Origin of the sequence: Pseudomonas baetica (assembly GCF_051216495.1) — a bacterium.
Classification (GTDB): Bacteria; Pseudomonadota; Gammaproteobacteria; order Pseudomonadales; family Pseudomonadaceae; genus Aquipseudomonas; species Aquipseudomonas baetica_B.
Genome location: NZ_JBPKAM010000014.1, coordinates 61,372 through 85,144, shown reverse-complemented (window position 1 = coordinate 85,144; position 23,773 = coordinate 61,372). Strand labels below are relative to the sequence as shown.

Genomic DNA, 23,773 nt, shown 5'->3' with positions numbered 1-23,773 from the left:
TGAGAAAAAGCGGACTGTCACCCCGGGTGGAAGCGAGCTTTTCCGCAAAAAACCCGAGAGCGCCCTGGGCAACTGGCCGCCCGCGTTATCGTTCACGATCATCGCGAGCAGGCTCGCTCCCACAGTCTATCGGTGAGTCGTCCACAATCATGCGATAGAAGTAATCGGCAATCACCTTCCCTCCCGTGGCCGGAACCGGATGAATCCGGTCCGGCCCGATCATGCCGGCGTAGCGTTTCACGTCGGTGCCGAACGCGCATTGCAGATTGGCGTAACCCAGGTGCTGCGCCCGCGCCCAGGGCGCCAGGACCTGCGCATAAGCCGACATCGGCCAGGCACTGGAGCGCGTGGTGTCCTGGCGCAGGATCAGGTTGATGCTCGCCGCCGGGTGGATCTCGCGGACCATCCCCACCAATCCCTGAATGTTTTTCAGATACTGCTCCGGCTTCACGCCAAAGCCCTGATCATTGCCGCCCAGCATGATCAGGTAGATGTCGGCGGGGATCTTCGACACCACTGCCTTCCACTGTGCCTGCCATCGCACATCGTCGTGGTAGAAGTCGGCAGACGCCGCGCCGGACGCTGCGAGCTTGGACACCCGCACGCCTTTCTGCTCGTTGCCGAGCCAAAGGCCAAACAGCGTCGGTGCACCCTTGACCACCTCCAGCCTGAACGCCCAGTCCGCCGCCGATGCGCCAGGCAGTGGCACCTCCTGAACACCCGAACCTGCGAGCGTCAATGGCTGCCACGTGTCCGATGGCGCCCAGCGATAGCGCACCTGCGCGGACTCGCCATTGCCCAGGTAAAGCAGTTTCGCCCGGGTGACGGCCGTGTCGATCGACGGTGTGGGGTTGGCATCGATCTGCAACCAAGCGCCGGGGCGCCCCGTTACGGTCCGGCTGTCGGGACTGGCCTGGCCAAGACCGGACACCAGCCAGTCGCCGCCGAAATACTTCTCGCTGCTGCGGGTGTATTTGTACTGCGTGCCGCCGAGCGCTGCGCCGTGGTTGAAGCCGACATAGCCGGGCCCTGCGAAACCCACCTCCCCGACCAGCCGCTGCACCAGTTTGTTCAGATAGAAATCCTGCCCGGCGCTGTAGCTGTCGCCGATCACGGAGATCGAAAGAACCTTCCCGGCCTTCCCTTCGCGCCACTGGCCGAATCGCTCGTGTGCATCACCGATGTCGACCACGGCCGCCGCAACGGGACGCCCATCATCGACAGCGTACATCGCTCGCCTCCTTCACTCGGACACTCATCACGTGGGCGTCGCCGTGGCGATGGGGGCCGCCGGTTTCCTGGCCGTCGCGCGCTCACCCAGAAACAGTACGGAGGTGAAATTGAACCGGCTGAACACCATCGACAGTACGACCGGCCCGAGCAAACCGCAGGCCACACCGCCCAACACCAGCAGGCTTTCGTCTTTCACGCCCAGACGCCCCAGGACAAACCGCGAAGTGGCGGCAAACAACACATGGAACAGGAAAATCGCGTAGGAATATCCGCCCAACCAAGTCAGCCACTTCGAACGCATATCGCTCGACAGCAGTGCGATGCAGGACACGCAACCCACCGTCAGACCGATCAGGCTGCGACGATCGACGATCAACTCGCGATCTACCGCTGCCACATACAGCAGCGTCAGCGATATCAGCACGAACACCAACGGGCCGATCACCTTGAGCGATTGCTTCAAACGGCTGACATTTTCCTGACCAATCATCCCGGCCACGAAAAACGGCAGCAGGTAGATCGCACCGTTGATGCCAAACGCGTCAACCGTGAAGGGCGGCAACAGAAACACCACCGCCGCAAACGCAAACAACAGGTATAAACGCGTCGCTGTGCGCAGCAGCCCGCGCCATTCCAGCAGGCCGACAAACATGAAAATGATGAACACCGCCTGCAGGAACCAGAAATGGTTGATCGGCACGTAGAACGACAACAACGCGTCGATCACCCCGACATCCTTGTTCACACCGGGGCCCACCGCCTGCAACACCGAGAACGGAATCCCCACGCAAAACAGCGGCACGATCAACCGCCGCACCTTGCCGTTGAAAAATGCCGAAAAATCATTGTTGCGGATTTTGTAGATCGAATAGATGTAACCCGAGATGAAGGTGAACAGCGGCATACGCACGTACACCATGGAATCGGCGATCACCCGGAACGGCGAGCCCAGGTCTATTTTCAAGCCGCCGCCCAACGGACCGATCACGTGATAGAGCACCAGCAGCAGGCACGCCAGGCCGCGCAGGGTTTCGATCTCCAGGGACTTTTTCTTACCCGACATACAGCACCTGCCTCAATTCAGAATTCTTGACTCAACCAACACCGGTTTGTTCGCCCGCAACATCAGGCCCAGGCCAACGAACAGCACCGGCACTACCATGGAGAAGTGGCGGGCGAAGGAGCCGAAGTCCGGTTCGAACAACCCCTGAACCAGCAAAAACGCCAGGGGAATCGCGATCAGTTCCTTCGGTTTGGTCTGGATCGGCGCGCCTTTGTAATCGGTGGAGGTGATGACTTTGAACAGCAGCAGCGCGGTCATGATCATCAACGCCACGAAGATCACCTGGCCCGGGCCCGAGAGCAGGATCAGCTCCACCGGGAACGACAACCGGAAGAAGATGATCATCGAGTCAAGTGCCTGGGAGACGAAATCGCCGCCGCTGAGCCAGGACACGATCAACGACTTCGACCCCTCCTCGCCCGCCGTGCGCAGCTCGTTGTTACTGGCGCGAATCGACGACACCGGAAACCCGAGGGCCACCTGGATTGCCATGGCCACCGCCAGGTAAAACAGGAACAGCATCAGGAAGAAGGTGAAGCGCGACACGTACTTCTTCATCACGCAGACGCCGACCCACGACAGTGAAAACAGAATCCAGTAAGGCCGGATCAGCACGCCGTAGATCACCGCCGAAAAGAAAAATCCGCCGCGATATTTGCGCGTCAACGAGCTGAGCAGAATGCTCAACACCGCCACGGACACGATGATTTCCTTGGTCAGGTTTTCCAGGAAGAACGAGCGCACCACGCCCCACAGGCACAGCGTGCCGAAGATCGCCAGCGGCATGCGCCGGAACACCACCACCGGAATCGCCGTCAGGAAGAAATTGCAGAACATCCCGTACGCCCAGGCGTTGGTCAGATTGATCCCGGTGGGTCGCAGCAGGAACGCCGAACACTCGTAGGACGAGCGATCCGGCGAGAACGGATTCCAGAAATTGCAGTTGTCGGCGCGGGCATAGGACGACCACAGGGTCATGGCATCCGGGCCAGGATCGCGGGGGATCAGCAGCGGCATCGCCACCGACAGAAACAGGCCGGTGAACAGGATCAAAAACGAAATCGACGAATCGAGTTTTTTGCCGCGAAACTCGATGCACGGCAGCTTCAGGCCCATGACAAGGCAGCCTTTTTCGCTTGGGTCACACGGGTCAACACGGCAATGACGCCAAGCTGCACGATGATCCCGAAGACATTGCCCCAGGCCGCGCCAAGGATCGAGTAATGCTTGATCAGCACGTAACTGACCGGGGCTGAAACCAGCAGGCAGATGGCCGCACTGGCGAGTGACACCCGGCTGTTTTTCGAGGCGATCAGCCCGCCCCAGACGATGTCGCCGATGGCGCGCAGGGCAAAGGAAACAATCAGCACGCCGAGGATCGCGTTGTCCGGACGCGCAACCTCCGTGGGAACGTAATCAAGCACGAGATTAAAGAACAGATAAATCATCACCGCCACAGCCGCCGACACTGCCAGCGAGCGCATCACCCACTTGTTCACGAACAGCTGCCTGACCGTGAACGGATGTTGATCGGCCTGATAACGCTTGGCGAGTACGGGAATCCCCACCACCGCCACTACCGCGTAAGACAGCGCTTGCAAGGTGTTGGCCGCCGACCAGGCGTACACATATTTACCCAGGCTGGCGTAGGGTTCGAGGTCGATAATCAGGAAACGCTCGGCGTACTGACTCAACGCAATAAGCCCCGTGCCCAAGTAAAACGGCAACCCGGCTTTCCACACGGTGGCCGTAGCCAGGGTCCCCGTCACGCGCCCCCGATGGACATTCACCACAATCAGGTAACCGGCCACGATCACCAGCACGTTGGCGGCCACCCACAGCCACAACACACTGGCGATCCCGGACACCCAGCCGAGCGCCATCCCGCCCACCGCCAACAGCGCCCACAGACCTGTCTTGATGAAAAACAGCACTGCACCCGCCGTGGCTTTCTGCGCGGAAAATACGAAGGAGTTGATTTCGAAGGACAGGTGCTCGGTGAGCAGCACCAGCGTCACGCAGAGGATCAGCGTGGTCGTCGCCTCGACCGTCTGGAACAGTGAATAAATCATCACTGTCAGCACCGACAACACCAACCCCACCGCCAGGTACAGCAACAGCACTTTGTCGACGACCCGCCGCGAACTGCCGCCGACACTGATCAGCCGATTGATTTCGGAACTGAAGCCGACGCTGTAGAACTTCGATGCAATCAAGGAAGCCGCCATGACCACGCCGTAGAAACCCAACGCGTCATAACCCAGGTAATGGGTGATGGCCAACACCAGCAGAAACTTGGCGCCCAATGCCCCGCCCCGGAGCAACAGCCGCAATATCATCGAACGATTCCTTTGATGATCTCGTCCATGGCCACGGTTTTGGCTTCGATCTCGCGGCAGGTGTCAGTCAGGCGCTTGCCGAAGTTCGACAGCGCGTTCGGCGCGTAAACCGTGTTGATGATGGTATCGACATCGATATCGCCGCCATTGATCACCCAGTCTTCCACACCCATGTCCTGATAGGCGCCAAAGCCCTTGCGCTCATAGCTGATGTGGAACGCCGGCACGCCGGACAGCAGCGATTCGATGGCGCCATGCAGACGGACGGAAATCACCAGGTCCGGTTGGTACTTGGCCAGCGTGGCCTTCAACGGCAGCAGTTCTTCGGTAATACCCAGTTCCCGATAGAACGCACCGTCATCGTTGCCGCGCACCGCGCTCTGCACTGCGCAGACCACTTTGCTCTTGTTCTTCAAGCGCTGCAGCAGCACCTTGAGATTGGCCACGTAGGCGACTTTCTTTTCCTTGCTCCACTCCGGCGGCTTGCGCAGTACGACACACACGGTTGCCGGCGACGAGGCGCAGCGGGTGAACTTGGGCTGCATGAGAATTTTGCTGGCCAGTGCCTGGACCGCCAGGTCCGGTGCCCGGTACACGTTTTCACAGGCATCGAACATCGCCGACGACCTGTTGTCCCGCACAAACACCGCATCGGCGCGGGCGTAATGCTCGACGATCTTGCTGCTCTCGCCATGGAAAGGACCGATGCTTTGCGGCAGGTACACCGACGGCACCTTGCTGAGAATCGCCGTTTCCAGTTGCTTGGCGTGCCCCAGTTTCAACTTGATATGTTCGAAGGCACTTTTGGAGCGCATGTAGCCGCCGCCGACCCCGACAATCAAATCACTGGTCTTCAATAGATTCGCAAGCCCTGCATAGGACTGATTGAGGAACACGGCCTGCTTGACCCGCCCCAGGCCCTTGGCAGCCATCACCGGCGCGTCGAAACGCGGATGGGGCAAGTAACTGAACGATTGCGGGTCGGATGCCACGACATGGATTGAAGTATCGTCACCAAAATTTCGTTGTACCAAGGCAATGGCCAGGTCCACGAGCAGGCCATCACCGGAATTGGAGGCACTGTAGCCATGCAAAATCGTAACGTTCATAAGCTGATTTCTACTTAATAAGTGGGAGCGCTATACAGGTCGTAGGTTTGCCGGATCATCAACGCGGCGCTGAAGCGCTCGCGGACGATCCTGCGACCTTCGATACCCAGGGCGGACAACGCGGGTTTCTGGATCTTCTTCAGCCGGTCGGCGAGTGCCTGGTGATCACCGGTGGGAAACACGTAGCCCGTCACCCCGTGGGTGACCAACTCAGGCAAGGAAGTGCAGTCGCTGGCGATCACCGGCAAGCCCATGGCCATGCCTTCCAGGGGCACCATGGCAAAACCTTCCCAGCGGCTCGGGACAATCAGGGCATCGGCCTTTTGGTACAGCGCATGCACCTCCGCCGGGGTTACCCAAGGCAGGTATTCAACGCCGTCCAAAGGCGGACATTCGACCGTATCCTCGTTGACCGCACTGCCCACCACCGTCAATTTCAGATCGCTGCGCTGTACCTTGGCATAGGCCTTGAGCAACACGTCGAAACCTTTCTGGTAGTCGAGCCGCCCGACGAACAGCAGATGAATCGGCTCCGGGTCCTGGGGCTTGCGCTCGTCATCCTTGTGATGAATGCCGTTGTAGATCAGCCGCATGCGCTTGCGCTGGATGCCAAACGCCGCCGCTTTGTCCAGTTCGTATTGACTGACGCAGATGATCACGTCCGTGACCTTCTGCAACAGGCGCTCAATCAGCGAATAGGCTTTCTGCTTGGTCGGCGAGCTTTCCATCAGGAACGAAAAGGCATGGGGGCAGTAAACGATTTTCGGCGAACGCCAGGGCCGCAGGACCAGGCACACGCAACGACCGATCACCCCGGAAAACGTGCTGTGCAAATGCACCACATCGGGTTTTTCCTTGAAAATCACCCGAGCCAGTTGCCAGGCAAAACGCAGCAACGACGCCACATTTCGCCCGGTTCGGACGAAGGTCCGCACCTGTTGCTCATCGACGCCATGCAATTCTTTCTGCTGGTCGAGTGGAACCAGGTAGACCAGCTCATAGTTCGCAGCCTCGTCTTCGGGCGAAGTCGATATCGTCCGGATAACGGTAGCGACGCCACCTTTTATCGTTTCAGCCACGTGCAGTATTTTTTTCACAACCCACCCACTTCCATGCATGTAATGACAATCGCTGACACTCAGGATTTGTCCGACGCGTATTCGTAGTTGTAGTAACCGTAGCCACCGTTGCCGTAGTAGCTGGCGGCACGTTTCTCGACACCATTGAAAACCGCCCCTTTCAACTCGATACCGTTCTGGGCGAATCGACGAATCGTCATTTCGATCTCTTTGGCCGGGTTCACTCCGAAGCGGGTGACGATCAGGCTGATTCCCGCTTCGCGACCGACAATCGCCGCATCCGTCACGGCAAGCAGCGGAGGCGTATCGATGATCACCACGTCATACAGCTCGCTGAGTTGCGCCAACAGCTCGCGGAAGTTGGCGTGCATCAACAGCTCTGAAGGATTGGGCGGAATCTGGCCACGGCTGATGAAGTGCAGGTTTTCCACTTCGACCTTATTGATCGCCTGCTCAATGGTGCAGCGCTTGACCAACAGGTCCGACAGGCCATTGCTGATCGGGGTGTTCAGCGTTCGGTGCAGGTGCCCTTTGCGCATGTCGGCATCGATCAGCACCACGCGCTGTCCGCTTTGAGCCATGACTGCCGCCAGGTTGGAGGACACGAAGGTTTTGCCGACCTGCGGACTGGGGCCGGAAATCATGATCCGGTTGTTGGTCGAGTCCAGCCCGGCAAAGTGCAAACAGGTGCGCAGGCTGCGGATCGACTCGATGGACAGGTCCGTCGGGCTGCGCAGGGCCAACAGATAGGCCGGCGAGTCCGCCCCGTCCTTGGCACGCACTTTTTTACTGTCTTCTTCCTGTTGAAGCGGGCTGTAGGGAATCGACGCGTACACCGGCAACCCCATCTGCTCGATGGCTTCCGGTGCTTCCAAGCCACGGCTCAGGGATTTACGCAGCAACACTAACGCCACGCCGACGAAGGCGCCGAGGAACGTCGCGATCAGGACGATCAGGGCTTTGCGCGGTTTCACCGGACTGGTCATGTCAACATCCGCCGTGTCGACCAACCGCACGTTCCCCACCGCCCCTGCCCGGACGATGTCCAGTTCCTGGGATTTGTTCAGCAGTTGCGTGTAAATCTGCGACGCCACTTCCACATCGCGGGTCAGGTTCAGCAGTTCCTGTTGCGTGGCCGGCAAATCCTGGACCTTGCTCTCCAGCGACTTCTGCTGCTGGGTCAATTCGCCGATCTGCGTCATCAATGCGCGATACGCCGGGTGCTGCCGGGTGAATTTGCGATCCAGCTCCGCCTGTTGCAATTTCAACTCGGAGATCCGGGTATCCAGCGTGACGGCCTGCCCCAGCACCGATTGGGTTTCGAGGGAAATGTTGACGGTCTTGCCGTGGGTTTGATAGCTGTTGAGCGCTTCGCTGGCCTTGGCCAGATCGCGTTTGACCTGGGGCAATTGGCCTTGCAGGAAGGCCAGGCTCTGCGCCGCTTCGGCCGAGGTGCGCTGCACGTTCTGCTGTACATACAACGACGAGACCTTGTTGAGGATCTTCACGGCCTCAGGCGCATCGGTGCTGGCCAGGGCGAGACGGATGATGCCCGACTCCTTGCCTTGCTCGGAAATATCCAGCGCATCCTGGTAGTTCTGGATAGCCACGATCCTTGGATTGCGCACCACTTCGAAGCGAGTGCCCGGGTTCGCCTGCAATCGGGCAATCACCCCCTCTACCCCGTTCTGGGCAAAGGCAGTGCCAGCAACGCCTTCAACCAGCAGGTTGTCGTTGTCATCCAACAGCTGGAATCGATGGTCTGCACCCGCAATCAGCGTGAGCTTCTTGCCCAACAGCTCCTTGGGCAAATCGAGCCGCGTGATCTCCAGGCGTTCACCGCCCCAGGCGTAGCGGCTCAAGCCCAGTCGTGGCGCTGCCACACTGGACTCGGTATCGCCCCGATAACGTCGGGCGAAAAAACCGCCAATGAGCGGAAAAGTGTTGGGCGTCACGTCGATGTCCAAGTGCAGGTCATCGACGGTTTTGCCGATCACCGCGCGGGACTTGAGGATGCCGATTTCGGTCACCGACGGCGATTGCCCGCCGAGCATGCTGTTGAGATCCGAAAAACCAAGCATGTCGTTCTTTTTCGGTTCGACCTGCACCAGTGCGTTCGCCAGGTACACCGGCGTCGACAACACCGCATAGGCCACACCGGTCACCATGAATGCACCGGTGAGCGCGCCTATCAGCCATTTCTGGTCAATCAAAGAGCCAAATACACCGAGAAGATCAATATCGTCTCGCTCGTTGTCCCGGGTGCCGACTACTGACGGTAACTGCATAAGTTTGTTCTTACCATTCACTGATCTGAAGAATATTCATCAATACCCGAGGCGCTGTGCCCATGAGCAAACAGCATCTTCAATCAATGCATGGGCATGAATAAAAGCGGCCTTTCCTTGACGATACGGATCCTGTATTTCTCGTTCGCTCTGCCACTTGCCGAGAAGAAACACTTTGCCCCTGGCATGAGAGGCGATACTCAGTACTTGTTTTACATGTTCTTTTTCCATGACCAGAATCAGGTCGGACTCATTAACAATATCTGCGGTGAGTTGCCGCGCCTTGAACCCCTCGGCGCTATGCCCATGGTTCTCCAAAACCTGACGCGCCGTGGTCTCCATGGACTCGCCAACCCGAGCAGCCAGGCCTGCGGAGGCCACGGTGATGGCTGAGGGTGCCAACGCGTTACGCAGCAACAACTCTGCGGTCGGACTTCGGCAAATGTTGCCCACGCAGACGACAAGAATCTTTTTGAACAAGGTTTGCCTTCCGTGTAATGTCAATCGGCCAACATGTCGAGTGGATTTAAATGAACCCACAAGACCTTCCTGCACTCGGAAATAGATGCGCCTTGTTAATACCAGTGCATTAAGTACCACAGGCCAAAAAGCCCCCCAATCAGAATTACCGGACCAAAAATAACTGTGATTTTCAACGCGGCGTTTTCTGACAAAAACTAACATTCGTGCACTTCGTATCCTCGCCCTCGTCAAAAGATGAATAACGAAATAGCGAATAAGAGCAGACATGAAATCAGTACGGTTCAAGCGACTCAGCGCACTCTCACTGTGGATGCTCGGTGCAGCCAGCCAGGTGCATGCCAGCGCACTGTTCCCGGCACTGCCTGAAAACAAGACTGTTGGCGTCCAGGTGAAGATCCAAAACTTCACCCCCGCCGATGCCGGGCAGATCAAAGCGGCAGGCTTCGGTTTTGTACGCCTCGGCGTATGGACCGACAGCCTTGGCGGGGCGGCCTATCGGCAGCAGATCAGCGACGCCTTTGCAACCGCCAGGTCCGCCGGCCTTCCGGTACTGATGACTGTACGCGCCATCAAGCCGCTGGCCACAACTCCCGATGGCCTGGCGACAGCGGGTGAAGCGTTCGCGAAGGCGCTGACAGGCCTTGAGCAGTCATATGGCTCGCAACTCGTGGCGATTGAAATCTGGAATGAGCCGGACCTGGCAAAGTACTGGCCGACGCGCCATTTCGATACGACATTTGCGCCGTTCATGAGCGCTGTGTGCCAGTCGCTGCAGGGCACACCGCGATCGACACCCCTGATCGGTTTTGGCTTTGCCCGCCCGCCCGTTGCGGGTTCTGCTGCGGCGGCGGCCGTCAAGCGCATCGTCAGTGATTACCCCGAATGCCTCACGGCCCTTTCCTATCACCCCTATGGCATGACCGGCGCGCAGATCAGCAATGCCCAGAGGTTTATCCAGCAGAATTTCCATCTGCCGGGGGTCATCAGTGAATGGGGCGTACCGGCGCTGGGTTCCAACGGCGGGGACGAGGGACAGGCCCGGAAAACCGAAGCCTTCATCGCCGGGGTGAAAAAACTCAACATTGCGCTGACGTCGATTTATGAATGGAAAAACAGTGAGACGGGCGGTAATGATCGGGAGAAGAATTTTGGCCTGTTGACCTCTGATGGTCAGCCGAAGCCGGCGAAAATGGCGGCCGACATACAGCTCAAAGCACAGTAGAACCTACGGTCACAGGTCAGCTGCTTTGAACCTGTGAGCGGTTTTGGCATCGTATTCATCGATACCGCGCCCGGCCTTTCAAACAGCCGTTTTGAGGATGTTGCCTCCCGGGCCGTCTATACACGCAAGCACCCTTGAGTGGCTGTCAGCGCTCGGGTAATGTCATCAGACCCATAGGATAGAGCACGCCCATGACTTCCAAGCTGGAACAACTCAAACAAATGACCACCGTGGTTGCCGACACCGGCGACTTCGAAGCGATCGCTCGCGTTAAACCGGTGGACGCTACCACCAACCCTTCCCTGCTGCTCAAAGCCGCGGCCATTCCCGCTTATGCCGAGTTGCTGAATGCCTGTGTCAGCGACTGCAAGGGCGACGTGGGCCTGGCCAGCGACCGCTTTGGCGTCGCGGTGGGGCAGGAAATCCTCAAGGTGATCCCTGGCCGCATCTCCACCGAAGTGGATGCGCGCCTGTCGTTTGACTGTGACGCCGTATTGAAGCGTGCGCACCGCCTGATCGAGCTGTACGAAAAAGCCGGTATTGGTCGCGACCGTGTGCTGATCAAGATCGCCTCCACCTGGGAAGGCATCCGCGCTGCCGAGATCCTGGAAAAGGAAGGCATCCAGACCAACCTGACCCTGCTGTTCTCCTTCGCCCAGGCAGCCGCTTGTGCCGACGCAGGCGTGTTCCTGATTTCGCCATTCGTAGGCCGCATCTACGACTGGTACAAGAAAGCCACCGGCAACGAATACACCGGCACGGACGATCCTGGCGTGCAGTCGGTGACGCGCATCTACAACTACTACAAGGCCAACGACTACAAAACCGTGGTGATGGGCGCCAGCTTCCGTAACCTGAGCCAGATCGAACAATTGGCCGGTTGCGACCGCTTGACCATCAGCCCGGACCTGATCGACAAACTGGCGGCAGATACCGGCAAGCTGGAACGCAAACTGGCGCCGGGGCATGCCGGTGAAGCACGCTTGAGCCTCAATGAAGCGCAGTTCCGCTGGCTGTCCAACGAGGACGCCATGGCGACCGAGAAACTGGCCGAAGGCATTCGTCAGTTTGCCCGGGACCAGGAAAAGCTCGAGGCGTTGCTGCAGGCCAAGCTGTGATCTGAGTCGGCGCAATGCAAAAAGGGCGAACCCTGGTGGGTTCGCCCTTTTTTGTTATTTTGAAACCGGTGTTCAATTGTGGCGAGGGAGCTTGCTCCCGCTGGGTTGCGAAGCAACCCTGAATTGCTCACTTTGTTGTACCAGGCAGAAACCGGTTCGTAGGGTTTACGACTGCTACGCAGCCGAACGGGAGCAAGCTCCCTCGCCACAGGGTCTGGTGTTCAGCCGGTCAATGCCGCTCCAGCGCATTCACCAGATCATGGAACGCTTCACGATTGGAATCGTTCAGGCCCATAAGGATCTTGTGCGCTTCCAGCACCTTGATCCGCACCACCTCTTCGGACTGGTCCTGATCAGGCAGGTCGTCCAGGCATTCCGGGCACGGCACCGGCTTGTCAACGATGTTGAAAACCTGCTCGAAGCCCATGGACTGCAACAGACGGGTGATGTCTTCGTGGGTGGTGACGACGGTCGGCAGCAGGCCGACCTTTTGCCGCGACAGGATCGACAGCTTGGCCAGCAGGCCGAGGGTGGTGCTGTCGATGCTGCGGGTTTCGGTCAAATCGATCACGATCGCGTTGAAATTCATCGCGGTGAAGATTTTCTCGATAGTCGCATCCAACGCCGAACACAGGGTCAGGCGAACTTCACCGATGAACTTGAGGACGAAGGTGCCCTCCTGCTCGGCGAACTGGATTCTACCAGTACTCATTAAAGATTCCTGCTCAACACCAACAGGGCGATATCATCCGGCATCTCCCCTAGCGTGGCCAATCCAAAAACCTGCCGCAGGCCATCCAGGCTGCCGCCCGCTGCCTTGACCCGCTGGGGCAATGCAGCTTCTTTTTCTTTGAGTGTGGGCTCTGGCAAAAGGTCCAGAATGCCATCAGACATCAGCGACAGGCTGAACGTCGGCGGCAGCTCCAGCACGTGGTCTTCGTAGGTGGCTTCGTTGAAGAGGCCCACCGGCAGGCCACGCCCTTCCAGATAACGAACACTGTCGGGTGTGTACAACACAGGCAACGGCAAATGACCACCGATGCTATAGGTCAACAAACCTGTCTCCTCGTCGATGACACCACCGACCATTGTGACGTGTTTACCCAGCTTACAACTGATCAGGCCCCGGTTGATATGACCAAGAACCTCTGAAGGCTTGAATTCCGGCAAGGTGCCGCTGCGCTTGGACTCGAAGAGCAAGCGCGTGGTCATGAACTTCAACAGCACGGTGACGAAGGCTGAGGAGGCGCCATGACCGGAAACGTCAGCTAGATAGAACGCTACCCTACGCTCATCGACCCGGAAATAGTCCACGAAATCACCCGACAGGTACAACGACGGGATGATCTGGTGAGCGAACTTGAACTCGTCGATGGCCCAGGGGCTGACCGGCAGCATGTTCATCTGCACTTGGCGACCGGCGTTCTGGTCTTCCTGGAGCAGGTTCAGGCTGGCAGCCAGCTCGCGGTTGGCCTTTTCCAGCTTCTCGCGGTAGCGCTGGTTCTCCAACAGCAGGCGTGCGCGATCCAGGGCCCGGCGCACCGAGTGCTCGAGCACCGCCAGATCTTCGAGAGGCTTGATCAGGTAGTCCGCCGCGCCCAGGCGCAGCGCCTCGACCGCGTCGTTCATCACGCCGGCACCCGACACCACGATCACGGGCGTCTGTGGCGACAGTTCAGTGACCTGGCGGATGAGTTCGAGTCCGCCCATCTGCGGCATGCGCAGATCGCAGATGACCAAGTCGGGCTTGTCTTGCTCGAATACCTGAAGACCCTGCTGACCATTGCTGGCCTGCAAGACGCTGAAACCACTGTCTTCCAAATAGGCCGCGAGGCTCGCGCGCACTACTTCGTCATCATCGATTATCAGCAGCGTGGCACTGGTTTTTGGCATGTGGGCAAACGGCGCCAGAATTAGGTTGGCGTAGCGGCTTGGGAATTGGCCCGGCTCACACTACTGGATTCGCTTTCTAGCCTCTCTGTCGCACTGTTATAGAGCATTCGCCCTACACACAGGTACACCAGAGGTGCCCTTCTAAGGCGCAGACGGTACTCCCATCCGCGAGGTGTTTCAAGCTCATGCCGATGGTCGCTTGACGTCTGCGCGCTCCAAATCACCGGGAGTTATAAGAACAGTCAAAACCGTAACTCAATGGAAGGACGAAAGCAGGCGAAAAATGAAGAAGGCGGCTCAATGGCCGCCTTCTTCAGTTAATGGTCGAGATCAAAAATCGTCTTCGACCTGACCGTCTTTCACCTTGAACTCACGGTTCTGCAGGTACGCATTGCGAATGAAGGTGTACTTGTCGCCTGTGATCAGCTTCTCGGACGACAGCAGATCAGCGCGGGTATCCACAACGTTCAGCGCGAAAATCGAATTGCGCACCGGCACGTCGTTGATATAGCGGTACGGGCCGGTATAGCTGTCGACGAACTTCGACGGCGCGTCACGCACGGTACTTGGCCCGAGCAGCGGCAGCATCACGTATGGACCACTGCCCACGCCCCAGTAACCCAGGGTCTGGCCAAAATCTTCGTCGTTGCGTTGCAGGCCCATTTTGGTGCCCACGTCGAAGAAGCCCAGCAGGCCGAAGGTGGTGTTGAAGATCAACCGTGCGGTGTCGACACCTGCAGCCGCCGGTTTGGCCTGCAAGATATCGTTGGCGAGGTTGGTCACATCGCCGACGTTGCGAAACATGTTGTGGATGCCGTCTTCAAGAAACTGCGGCGTCACGAACTGGTAGCCCTGGGCCAACGGTTTGAGCGCATAGGTATCGACGACGTCGTTGAATTTGTAGATCGGGCGGTTGATGCTTTCCCAAGGATCGTCTTCCGAAGCGGCCTGGGCAACGAACGGAACCAGCAGTACGCTGGCGGATACACAAAGCTGAGCGAGATAATGGCTCCAGCGCATAAAAAAACTCCTTGGACTGTACCTTCGCCGGCCGCTTGGCTCGACGCAAAGATCGCAGTATAAGACGCAATTGCCACTTTAGGCAGCATTGCACCCGCACGCCTGCGGATGATTGATGTCAATTGTGAGCGATTCACATCCATGTCACGCAACTGTCACCGATGATCCCTAGCCTTGAGGCTATTTCAGGGACGTTGACATGCCGCATGCCGAAACCTCACCCCAAGCCGCGCCAAACCTGACCGCGGTGCTGTTCGGTCTCAGTGGTTGCTTGGTGGATTTCGGCGCTCGTACACGCCTGCTCGAAGACCCTGCTGCCGAGCACGCCGAGGCCACGCCTGGCGCCCTCGACAGCCTGAACTCCTTGCAGCGCCAGCAAATACCCTGCGCCTGGCTCGACGAACTGCCCCCTGCCCTCAGCCATTCCCTGGCCATTGGCCTGCCGGAATGGATCAAACCTTTGCAACACCCCGCAACAATCCAACCCTGGCCGGCCCCGAATGCATGCTGGCACGCGCTAATGGCGTTGAACGTCGAGCGACTGGATGGCTGCGTGTTGGTCAGCGGCGAACCCCGCTTGCTGCAATCGGGGCTCAACGCAGGCTTGTGGACCATCGGCCTGGCGTCCTGCGGCTCACTCTGCGGGCTCTCGCCCGCGCAATGGCAGGCCCTGTTGCCGCAGGAACGAGACATCAAACGCGGCAAGGCAACGATGCAACTGTTTGGGCTGGGCGTGCATTCGGTGATCGATCACCTGGGTGAACTCGATACCTGTCTGGCGGATATCAACTTGCGCAGGCTCAAGGGCGAAAAGCCCTGACCAGGATCATGCAGGTTGCTCAAGAGTGGATTAGTCTTAAGGAGAGCCATAGACCTTTGGCGCACGGCTGCGGTCTATGCCAGTGCCTCTTGATAAAAGGAAAACGCCATGCCCGCCCGCGAACTGCAAGAACAGCTCAACACCCTGCGCGAGCAACTGGAACAGAATCCGCCGCTGTCGGACACCGAGCGCGCAGACCTGCATGCACTGATGCAACAGATCGAACTGGAACTTGAACTGGAAACCAAAACCCAGGACTCCAATCTCGCCGACGGAGTGAACCTGGCCGTCGAACGCTTCGAACTCGAACACCCCACCATCGCCGGCACCTTGCGCAACATCGTGAATTCCCTGGTCAGCATGGGCATCTGAAACCCGCGAATGCAAAAAAGCCCTGCCATCACTGGCAGGGCTTTTTCATGTCCACGATGCGGGTTACTGACGCACCAGGCGGTGGTTCGGCAGCTGCACGCTTTCAGTGCTGCGGTACGGGTTGATGTCCAGCCCGCCCCGGCGCACATACCGCGCAAACACCGTGAGTTTTTCCGGCTTCAGCAAGCGCTGCAGATCGAGGAAGATCCGCTCCACGCACTGCTCATGGAAGTCCGAGTGCTGGCGAAAGCTGACGATGTACTCCAGCAGGCTGGCGTGATCCAGTGCCGCACCACGGTATTCCACCACCACACTGCCCCAGTCCGGTTGACTGGTCACCGGGCAATTGGATTTGAGCAAATGGCTGTGCACGCTCTCTTCGACAACCCGAGATTCATCACAACGCAGCAGCTCCGGGCGCGGATGCTCGTAGTTGCTGACGCTGATATCCAGCTCATCGATGCACACGCCCGGCAACGCCACGACGCCCTCGGCTTCGACATCCTTCAAGCTGCGAACGCGCACGCCAACCGGCTTGCCAGCAGCGGCGGACAGGTCTTTGACCAGCGTCGCTTCCAGGCTCGCGGTGTCGGCAAACGGCGTCTGGTTCAGGGAGTTGAGGTACAGCTTGAACGACTTCGACTCGATGATGTTCGGCGAATCCGCCGGAATGCTGAACTCACCGATCGCCACCACCGGCTTGCCCGACGGCAACAGCCACGACAGCTCGAAGCAGTTCCAGAAGTCCACGCCCTTGTAGGGCAATGTTTCTGCCGTCAGGCCCAGCTCGGCCCACTTCGCGGTACGCGGGATCGGAAACAGCAAGGACGGCGTGTAAGTGGCGATGTATTCGCTGGATTTGCCCAGCGGCGAATGTTCGGCTGCGGGATGCATGGCGGAAACCTGACTGAAGAATCAGCGGATTCTATCAGCCTTTGCTCCCGCCTTTGAGTGCTTACTGACTGACTGTCAGTTTGCCGACCATGCCGGCCTGGTAATGACCGGGGATATTGCAGGCAAACTCCAGGTTGGTGGCCTTGCTGAAGGTCCAGGTCAATTCGGCGGTTTTGCCCGGTTCCACCAGCACACTATTGGGATCGTCATGCTTCATGCCGCCCTTCATGTCGTGCCCCATGGCACCATGATCCATTGCGCTGTGATCCATTGCCTTCATGCCAGTAGGCGTGAGCATGCCGCTTTGCTGCATCTGCAGCATTTCCTGCTGGTGTTTAGCGTGCATCCCTGCGTCACCGAGGTTGAATTCATGCAACAACTGGCCCTTATTCACCAGCACGAAGCGCACAGTTTCCCCGGCCTTGATGTCGATAGACTTGGGGGTGAACGACATGTCGCCCATCACCATTTCAATACTGCGAGTCGCCTTGGTCGCCGGGGCGGACTGGCCAAAGTCATCGCTGTGCGCCCCTGCCGCCCACACCGGTGAGCTCAATGCCATCAAACAGGCGGCCAGCACCACGGATTTGCGTAAAAACATCGTCATACTCCAACAAGATAAGTTTCACTCTGCGGAAAACTCTAAACTGCCTGTACTGCCCGTCACCTGACAGCCGGATTACAACTTTGTCAGGTTGCTCTTCACCGGCATCGCCCACGGTATAAAGCGTTCGCACCATTTACTCTGAGCCACTCATGAAACTGCTGATCGTCGAAGACCAACCGAAAACCGGCCACTACCTGCGCCAGGGCCTGACCGAAGCCGGGTTCAATACCGAACTGGTGGCCGATGGCAGCACCGGCCAGCACCTGGCGCTGAGCGGCGAATACGCGTTGTTGATTCTCGATGTGATGCTGCCCGGCCGCGATGGCTGGCAGATTTTGCAAGCGGTGCGCAGTGCAGGCCTGGATACCCCCGTGCTGTTTCTGACCGCACGGGATGCCGTGGAGGATCGGGTTCACGGCCTGGAACTCGGCGCCGACGATTATCTGGTCAAGCCCTTCGCCTTTTCCGAACTACTGGCCCGGGTGCGCAGCCTGTTGCGTCGTGGAAGCGCAACGCCCCAGGAAACCAGCCTGCAACTGGCCGACTTGCGTATGGACCTGATCCGCCGTCGAGTGGAGCGCAGCGGCCGGCGCATCGACCTGACAGCCAAGGAATTCGCCCTGCTGGAAATGCTTCTGCGCCGTCAGGGTGAAGTGCTGCCCAAATCGCTGATTGCCTCCCAGGTGTGGGACATGAATTTCGATAGCGACACCAATGTCATCGAAGTCGCGATCCGCCGTTTGCGCCTGAAGATCGACGATGAATTCCCCAGCAAACTGATCCACACCGTGCGCGGCATGGGTTATGTACTCGAAGAGCGCAGCGCCTGATGCAACGGCTTTCGTTAAGCAGTCGCCTGGCCCTGCTGTTTGCCGCCTGCACGGCGGTGGTATCGCTGTTCGCCGGCGTACTGTTCAGCCGCGCCAGCGAGGCGCACTTTATCGAGCTCGATCAGCAACTGCTGGAGAGCAAATTGACAGGTCTGCGGCGGTCGCTACAGGATGTTCAAACAAGCGACAGTGAAGTCAAACTGGCCGAAGAGTTGAGCCGGCAGGCTGATCTGTCGCTGCGCATCACCAGCGGTGATGGCAAGCGCTGGTATGACAGTTCGACGAGCTTGCCCGACAAACTTCCGCAAGAGTCCGGACTATCGACGATCAATCACGACGGCACCTATTACCGCGTCCTCAGCGCCCCGCTGTTTACCGATACCGCTGACTCACCACAATTGACCCTGCTGCTGGACATCACCCATCACCAGCATTTCCTGCAACGCATGCAGCACCTGATCTGGTTGACGGTCGGCCTGTCCGCACTGGCCACCGCACTGCTCGGCGCCTGGGCTGCCCGCAGTGGCTTGCAACCGCTGCGTCGCATCAGTGCCGTCGCCAGCGGTGTTTCGGCGCAATCGCTAAACGCCCGTCTGCCTGAAGAAAACATGCCGCCGGAGCTGGCGGAAATGGCCCACCACTTCAATGCCATGCTCGGACGCCTCGAGGACTCCTTTCAAAGGCTTTCGGCGTTCTCCGCCGACATTGCCCATGAACTGCGCACACCGTTGTCAAACCTGCTGACCCACACCCAGGTCACCCTCACCCGCCCGCGCGCCCTCGAAGACTACCGCGAAGCGCTGCACAGCAACCTCGAAGAACTGCAATGGATGGCACAACTGGTCAACGACATGCTTTATCTGGCAAAAGCAGATCACGGCTTGCTGATACCAAAACGCGAGCCGCTGGATCTAGCGGAGGAAACGGACCTGTTACTGGAGTTTTTTGCACCGCTGGCTGAAGACGCACACGTGACCCTGAGCCGTAACGGTGGCGCACACCTGGCAGGCGATCGCAGCATGTTGCGGCGGGCGCTTTCCAACTTGCTGGACAACGCGCTGCGGTTCACCCCGGCCAAGGGTGAGATTCGGATTCACATCCTCGATCAAACCAAAGGCTTGCGCCTGATTGTCGAAAACAGCGGTGACGGGATTTCCGACGATTTGCTGCCGCGCCTGTTTGACCGTTTTTACCGGGCAGACCCGGCGCGTCATGAAGGCAGCAGCGAGCATGCGGGGTTGGGATTGGCGATTACCCAGTCGATCATCCGTGCCCATGGAGGGCAGATTCATTGCGAATCAGATCAGGGATGGACGCGGTTTGTAATTGAGTTGCCAAGGCAGGATTGAGGCCAGCCGTTCGGGCCTCATCGCGGGCAAGCCCGCTCCCACAGTGATCGAGTTGAACCATAGTTTTTTCAACGACTACAGACCCTGTGGGAGCGGGCTTGCTCGCGAAAGCGGTCTGTCAGTTTACGAGTAACGCAAAGCAGTCGCCGGCTCGATCTTCGCCGCCCGCCATGCCGGGTACAGCGTGGCGAGGAAGCTCATGACAAACCCCGCCGTGCAGATCAACGCTACATCCCCACCCTGCAACTCCGAAGGCAGGTTGCTGACGAAATACACATCGGAACTGAAGATGTGCTGACCGCTGACCCGCTCGATCCAGCCCACCAGCTCACTCACATTCAATGCCGCGATAACGCCGAGCACGCCACCGATCAAGGTACCGACAATCCCGATCACCGTGCCCTGTACCATGAAAATCGCCATGATCTGCCGTGGCGTGGCGCCGATGGTGCGCAGGATCGCGATGTCGGCACCCTTGTCGTTCACCACCATGATCAGGGTCGCGATGATGTTGAACGCCGCAACGGCAACGATCATCAGCAACAACAGGCCGATCATGGTTTTTTCCATCTTCATCGCGCTGAACAGGCTGCCCTGGGTATGGGTCCAATCGTCAGCCTTGTAAGCGGTGCCCAGTCCGCCAGCAATATCGCTGGAAACCTTGGGTGCGGCGTACAGGTCTTTCACCGCCAGGCGCACGCTCTGCACCTGATTCGGCTCCCAGTGCTGCATCTGCGCAGCATCGGCGACATGAATCAGCGCCATCGAACCATCCAGCTCGGCGCCCACCTTGAATACACCGACCACATTCAAGCGCTGCATGCGCGGGGTAATGCCACCCGGTGCGTTGCTGACTTCCGGCACGATCAAGGTGATCTTGTCGCCAACGTTCAGGCGAAAGCGCCGCGCCGTGATTTCGCCGATCACCACGCCAAACTCGCCCGGCTTCAAGGCATCCAGACGCCCCTGGACGATGTGCTTGGCCACGATCGACACCTGGCCTTCCAGCGCCGGGTCGACACCGCTGACCTGAATCGGCTGCATCGTGCCCTTGTAGGAAAGCATGCCTTCCATTTCGGTAAACGGCACGGCGGCGGTGACTTCCGGGTTTTTCAGCGCAGCCGCTGCAACCGGTTGCCAATCATCAATCGGATTGACGCCGACGATGGTCGCGTGGGGAACCATGCCGAGGATGCGTGAGCTCATTTCGCGCTGGAAACCGTTCATCACCGACAACACCACGATCATCGCCAGCACGCCCAGGGCGAGGCCGATCATCGAGGTCATCGAGATGAAGGAAACAAAGCGATTGCGGCGCTTGGCGCGGGTATAGCGCGTGCCGATAAAGATCGATAACGGTCTGAACATTCGCTGGGGCACCGTATAGAAACAAAAATACCCGACGTACTCTTCAGTCCCGTCGGGTTTCGACCAGTCAGATAGGCGTCAGGCAACCTTCCTGCAAATGCAGGACGCGGTCCATCTGGCGGGCCAGGTTCATGTCGTGGGTCACCACCAGAAAGGCAGTGCGCATCGACGTGCTGAGTTCCAGCATCAAATCCTGAATGCCTTCTGCGGTGTGCAAATCGAGGTTACCGGTCGGTTCGTCGAGCATCACCAGTCCTGGGTTGTTGACCAAGGCACGGGCGATGGCCACGCGCTGGCGCTCACCACCGGACAGTTCCGCCGGTTTGTGCTCCAGGCGATGACTCAGCCCTACCCTCTCCAACAACGCCGTTGCACGCTTGCGCGCCTCAGGAATCGCCGTCTTGCCGATCAACAGCGGCATGCAGACGTTTTCCAGCGCGGTGAACTCCGGTAGCAGGTGGTGGAACTGGTAGACGAAACCGAGGGCACGATTACGCAGCAGGCCGCGCTTCTTCTCGCTCAGCGCCGAGAGTTCTTCACCGTCGAGCCAGACGCTGCCCTTGGTAGGCGTATCGAGGCCACCGAGCAGATTGAGCAAGGTACTTTTGCCCGAACCCGACTTGCCGACGATCGCCACGCGCTCGCCCGGGCGCAGCTCCAGCTGAAGGTTAGCCAGAACCTCCACCGATTCCGGGCCTTCCTCGTAGGATTTGCCCAGGTTGCGGCAGCTCAAGATTGCTTTATCACTCATGCCCGACTCACTCATAACGTAGCGCCTCCGCAGGCTGGGTGCGCGCGGCACGCCAGGCTGGATACAGGGTGGCGAGGAAACTCAGGACCAACGCCGCAGAGCAGACCATCACAACGTCCTGGCTCTGCACTTGCGACGGCAGGTAATCGATGAAGTACACGTCGGCGTTAAGGAACTTGTGCCCGATCAGGCCTTCCAGTGCCGAAATGGCGGCGCTGACATTCAGCGCCGCGAAGATCCCGACCACCGCGCCGATGGCCGTGCCGACCACGCCGATGACCGTGCCCTGCACCATGAACGTGCGCATGATCGTGCCCGGAGTAGCACCCAGCGTACGCAGGATCGCGATGTCGCCCTTTTTGTCGTTCACCACCATGACCAGCGTGGAAATGATGTTGAACGCAGCCACGGCGACGATCAGCAGCAACAGCAGGCCGATCATGGCTTTTTCCATGCGGATCGCCTGATACAGGTTGCCATGGGTGCGGGTCCAGTCGCGGGCGTAGTAATGATCCTCACCCAGCTCGCGGGCGATGTTCCACGCGGTACGAGGCGCCTGGAACAGATCATCGAACTTCAGGCGAATGCCCTGGACCTGATCCGGCTTCCAGCGATGCAGCCGCGCCAGATCCTGGAGGTTGGTGATGCCAAGGTAGCCGTCGATCTCGCCGGCGCCGACATGGAAGATGCCGATGACGGTAAAACGCTTCATGCGCGGGAACATCCCGGCCGGGGTCACGGTGACCTCCGGTGCCACGAATGTCAGCTTGTCGCCAACTGCCGCACCGAGCTTGGCCGCCGCCTTGTCGCCGATGACGATGCCGAACTCGCCGGGCTTCAGATCGTCCAGTTTGCCCTGCTGCATGAAGTTATCGATGATCGACACCTGGCGCTCCAGCGCAGGATCGATGGCATTGAGCAGGACTTTGGAAACCTTGCCGTTGTTGGTCAGCAACCCCTGCATCTGGGTGAACGGCGCCACGGCCGTCACCTGCGGGTTCTGCTTGACCTTGGCGGCAAGGCCTTGCCAGTCGCTGATCGGCTCGCCGGCCTCGATGGTCGCGTGGGGCACCATGCCCAGCACGCGGGTGCGCATCTCATGATCGAAGCCGTTCATGACCGACAGCACGACGATCATCACGACCACGCCAAGGGCGAGCCCGATCATCGAAGTCAGGGAAATGAATGACACAAAATGATTGCGACGCTTTGCACGGGTATAACGCGTGCCGATAAATACGAAGAGAGGTCTGAACATGTCGGGGCTTGTTCGGAGGGAAAAGGAACGTCCTTGTGGCGGGGGTCGATAACCAGCTTTACACTCAGACCACCGCCGCTACCATGGGTTCGCCATGTCGACATTAGATGAAGAAGATCGCCGCGAATACTACCGTATCGAGGACACGATCGCACTGGAAATTCGGCCCCTGTCCGCTTCCGAAGCCGCAGGCCAGGAAGTGTTGCAGGATGCTTCCCCACTCTTCAACGCGCTCAGCGAATTGCACCTGAGCGAATTCGAGTCGCAACACCTGCTGCGCCAGATCAGCGAACGCGACCGCACGCTCTCGGCATTCCTGAAATCCCAGAACAAACGCATCGACTTGCTGAGCCAGGTGATCGCACTCACTGTGCTCGGGCAGATCGGTGAGCCGCAGCCGGTGACCATCTCCGAGGGCGGCATCGAATTTCAGCACCCGAACCCGATTGTTCCCAACGCACGCCTGTCGGTCAAGCTGGTGCTGATGCCGCAAGCCCTGGGACTGTTGCTGCGCGCCCGCGTCACCCATTGCGACCGCAAGGGCGATGGCTACGATGTCGGCACCGAGTTCGAACACCTGACCGATGCCCAGCGACAATTGCTGGCCCGCCACATCTTGCAGAAGCAGGCCCAGGAACGACGCCTGGCCCGCGAACAACTCGAATCCGGCAATTAAT

23 protein-coding genes are annotated in these 23,773 nt (G+C 58.9%); 7 read left to right on the top strand and 16 right to left on the bottom strand.

Annotation, left to right across the window (positions count from 1 at the left end; translation table 11 throughout):
- Positions 1 to 85: 85 nt before the first annotated feature.
- The 8 genes from ACSFE6_RS08010 to ACSFE6_RS07975 are packed head-to-tail and all read right to left on the bottom strand — an operon-like array spanning position 86 to position 9,591.
- The gene (locus tag ACSFE6_RS08010; RefSeq protein ID WP_435427096.1) at positions 86 to 1,231 is read right to left on the bottom strand and encodes an SGNH/GDSL hydrolase family protein; all 1,146 of its coding nucleotides are present in this window, start codon (positions 1,229 to 1,231) and stop codon (positions 86 to 88) included.
- Positions 1,232 to 1,258: 27 nt separating this feature from the next.
- Positions 1,259 to 2,296: an acyltransferase family protein gene (locus ACSFE6_RS08005; RefSeq protein ID WP_435427095.1), complete on the bottom strand. Its 1,038-nt coding sequence runs from the start codon at positions 2,294 to 2,296 to the stop codon at positions 1,259 to 1,261.
- Positions 2,297 to 2,308: 12 nt separating this feature from the next.
- The gene (locus ACSFE6_RS08000; protein ID WP_435427094.1) at positions 2,309 to 3,412 is read right to left on the bottom strand and encodes a hypothetical protein; all 1,104 of its coding nucleotides are present in this window, start codon (positions 3,410 to 3,412) and stop codon (positions 2,309 to 2,311) included.
- On the bottom strand, positions 3,403 to 4,635 hold the full coding sequence (locus ACSFE6_RS07995) for a phosphoribosylaminoimidazole carboxylase (RefSeq protein WP_435427093.1): 1,233 nt from the start codon (positions 4,633 to 4,635) through the stop codon (positions 3,403 to 3,405). The genes ACSFE6_RS08000 and ACSFE6_RS07995 overlap by 10 nt, the downstream gene beginning before the upstream one ends.
- A complete protein-coding gene (locus ACSFE6_RS07990; protein WP_435427092.1) occupies positions 4,632 to 5,744 on the bottom strand; it encodes a polysaccharide pyruvyl transferase family protein in 1,113 nt (370 codons plus the stop codon). The genes ACSFE6_RS07995 and ACSFE6_RS07990 overlap by 4 nt, the downstream gene beginning before the upstream one ends.
- A gap of 14 nt (positions 5,745 to 5,758) precedes the next feature.
- Entirely contained in the window at positions 5,759 to 6,841 is a 1,083-nt protein-coding gene (locus tag ACSFE6_RS07985; RefSeq protein WP_435427091.1) for a glycosyltransferase family 4 protein, read from the bottom strand.
- Between the two features lie 41 nt (positions 6,842 to 6,882).
- The gene (locus ACSFE6_RS07980; RefSeq protein ID WP_435427090.1) at positions 6,883 to 9,111 is read right to left on the bottom strand and encodes a polysaccharide biosynthesis tyrosine autokinase; all 2,229 of its coding nucleotides are present in this window, start codon (positions 9,109 to 9,111) and stop codon (positions 6,883 to 6,885) included.
- Between the two features lie 39 nt (positions 9,112 to 9,150).
- Complete coding sequence (locus ACSFE6_RS07975; RefSeq protein WP_435427089.1) at positions 9,151 to 9,591, bottom strand: low molecular weight protein-tyrosine-phosphatase; 441 nt, start codon at positions 9,589 to 9,591, stop codon at positions 9,151 to 9,153.
- Between the two features lie 268 nt (positions 9,592 to 9,859).
- Between ACSFE6_RS07975 and ACSFE6_RS07970 the strand changes: the two genes are divergently transcribed.
- Both ACSFE6_RS07970 and tal read left to right on the top strand, forming a co-directional pair.
- Positions 9,860 to 10,816, top strand: coding sequence for a glycosyl hydrolase family 5 (locus ACSFE6_RS07970; RefSeq protein ID WP_435427088.1), 957 nt, complete (start codon positions 9,860 to 9,862; stop codon positions 10,814 to 10,816).
- A 191-nt stretch (positions 10,817 to 11,007) separates the two neighbouring features.
- Entirely contained in the window at positions 11,008 to 11,934 is a 927-nt protein-coding gene (gene tal, locus ACSFE6_RS07965) for a transaldolase (protein ID WP_435427087.1), read from the top strand.
- A gap of 229 nt (positions 11,935 to 12,163) precedes the next feature.
- Here the strand turns inward: tal and rssC are convergent, their stop codons facing one another.
- From rssC to ACSFE6_RS07950, 3 genes are all read right to left on the bottom strand, one after another.
- A complete protein-coding gene (rssC, locus tag ACSFE6_RS07960) occupies positions 12,164 to 12,646 on the bottom strand; it encodes an anti-sigma factor antagonist RssC (RefSeq protein WP_435427086.1) in 483 nt (160 codons plus the stop codon).
- Positions 12,646 to 13,827, bottom strand: a complete 1,182-nt coding sequence (gene rssB, locus ACSFE6_RS07955) for a two-component system response regulator RssB (protein ID WP_433739608.1) — start codon at positions 13,825 to 13,827, stop codon at positions 12,646 to 12,648. Before rssB ends, rssC begins: the two co-directional genes overlap by 1 nt.
- A 330-nt stretch (positions 13,828 to 14,157) precedes the next feature.
- A complete protein-coding gene (locus ACSFE6_RS07950) occupies positions 14,158 to 14,847 on the bottom strand; it encodes an MlaA family lipoprotein (protein WP_435427085.1) in 690 nt (229 codons plus the stop codon).
- A gap of 199 nt (positions 14,848 to 15,046) precedes the next feature.
- On the opposite strand from ACSFE6_RS07950, the gene ACSFE6_RS07945 reads away from it, so the two are divergent.
- Together ACSFE6_RS07945 and ACSFE6_RS07940 are read left to right on the top strand one after the other, a co-directional pair.
- Positions 15,047 to 15,667: an HAD family phosphatase gene (locus ACSFE6_RS07945; protein ID WP_435427084.1), complete on the top strand. Its 621-nt coding sequence runs from the start codon at positions 15,047 to 15,049 to the stop codon at positions 15,665 to 15,667.
- Between the two features lie 108 nt (positions 15,668 to 15,775).
- Positions 15,776 to 16,039, top strand: coding sequence for a DUF4404 family protein (locus tag ACSFE6_RS07940; RefSeq protein ID WP_435427083.1), 264 nt, complete (start codon positions 15,776 to 15,778; stop codon positions 16,037 to 16,039).
- 63 nt (positions 16,040 to 16,102) lie between these two features.
- Here the strand turns inward: ACSFE6_RS07940 and queF are convergent, their stop codons facing one another.
- Together queF and copI are read right to left on the bottom strand one after the other, a co-directional pair.
- Entirely contained in the window at positions 16,103 to 16,933 is an 831-nt protein-coding gene (queF, locus tag ACSFE6_RS07935; protein ID WP_435427082.1) for an NADPH-dependent 7-cyano-7-deazaguanine reductase QueF, read from the bottom strand.
- Between the two features lie 61 nt (positions 16,934 to 16,994).
- A complete protein-coding gene (gene copI, locus ACSFE6_RS07930; RefSeq protein WP_435427081.1) occupies positions 16,995 to 17,534 on the bottom strand; it encodes a copper-resistant cuproprotein CopI in 540 nt (179 codons plus the stop codon).
- Positions 17,535 to 17,689: 155 nt separating this feature from the next.
- Here copI and ACSFE6_RS07925 point away from each other — a divergent pair, with 155 nt between their 5' ends.
- Together ACSFE6_RS07925 and ACSFE6_RS07920 are read left to right on the top strand one after the other, a co-directional pair.
- The gene (locus ACSFE6_RS07925) at positions 17,690 to 18,370 is read left to right on the top strand and encodes a heavy metal response regulator transcription factor (RefSeq protein ID WP_435427080.1); all 681 of its coding nucleotides are present in this window, start codon (positions 17,690 to 17,692) and stop codon (positions 18,368 to 18,370) included.
- Positions 18,370 to 19,719 carry a heavy metal sensor histidine kinase gene (locus tag ACSFE6_RS07920; protein WP_435427079.1) on the top strand — a complete coding sequence of 450 codons (1,350 nt, stop codon included), beginning with the start codon at positions 18,370 to 18,372 and terminating at the stop codon, positions 19,717 to 19,719. Before ACSFE6_RS07925 ends, ACSFE6_RS07920 begins: the two co-directional genes overlap by 1 nt.
- Positions 19,720 to 19,842: 123 nt before the next feature.
- Here the strand turns inward: ACSFE6_RS07920 and ACSFE6_RS07915 are convergent, their stop codons facing one another.
- From ACSFE6_RS07915 to ACSFE6_RS07905, 3 genes are all read right to left on the bottom strand, one after another.
- Positions 19,843 to 21,087, bottom strand: coding sequence for a lipoprotein-releasing ABC transporter permease subunit (locus ACSFE6_RS07915; protein ID WP_435427078.1), 1,245 nt, complete (start codon positions 21,085 to 21,087; stop codon positions 19,843 to 19,845).
- Between the two features lie 67 nt (positions 21,088 to 21,154).
- Positions 21,155 to 21,838 (bottom strand): lipoprotein-releasing ABC transporter ATP-binding protein LolD, encoded by a 684-nt coding sequence (gene lolD, locus ACSFE6_RS07910; protein WP_435427077.1) that lies wholly within the window; start codon positions 21,836 to 21,838, stop codon positions 21,155 to 21,157.
- Between the two features lie 7 nt (positions 21,839 to 21,845).
- Positions 21,846 to 23,096 (bottom strand): lipoprotein-releasing ABC transporter permease subunit, encoded by a 1,251-nt coding sequence (locus tag ACSFE6_RS07905; RefSeq protein ID WP_435427076.1) that lies wholly within the window; start codon positions 23,094 to 23,096, stop codon positions 21,846 to 21,848.
- A gap of 94 nt (positions 23,097 to 23,190) precedes the next feature.
- On the opposite strand from ACSFE6_RS07905, the gene ACSFE6_RS07900 reads away from it, so the two are divergent.
- The gene (locus ACSFE6_RS07900) at positions 23,191 to 23,772 is read left to right on the top strand and encodes a PilZ domain-containing protein (RefSeq protein WP_435427075.1); all 582 of its coding nucleotides are present in this window, start codon (positions 23,191 to 23,193) and stop codon (positions 23,770 to 23,772) included.
- The last annotated feature ends 1 nt before the right edge of the window (position 23,773 follow it).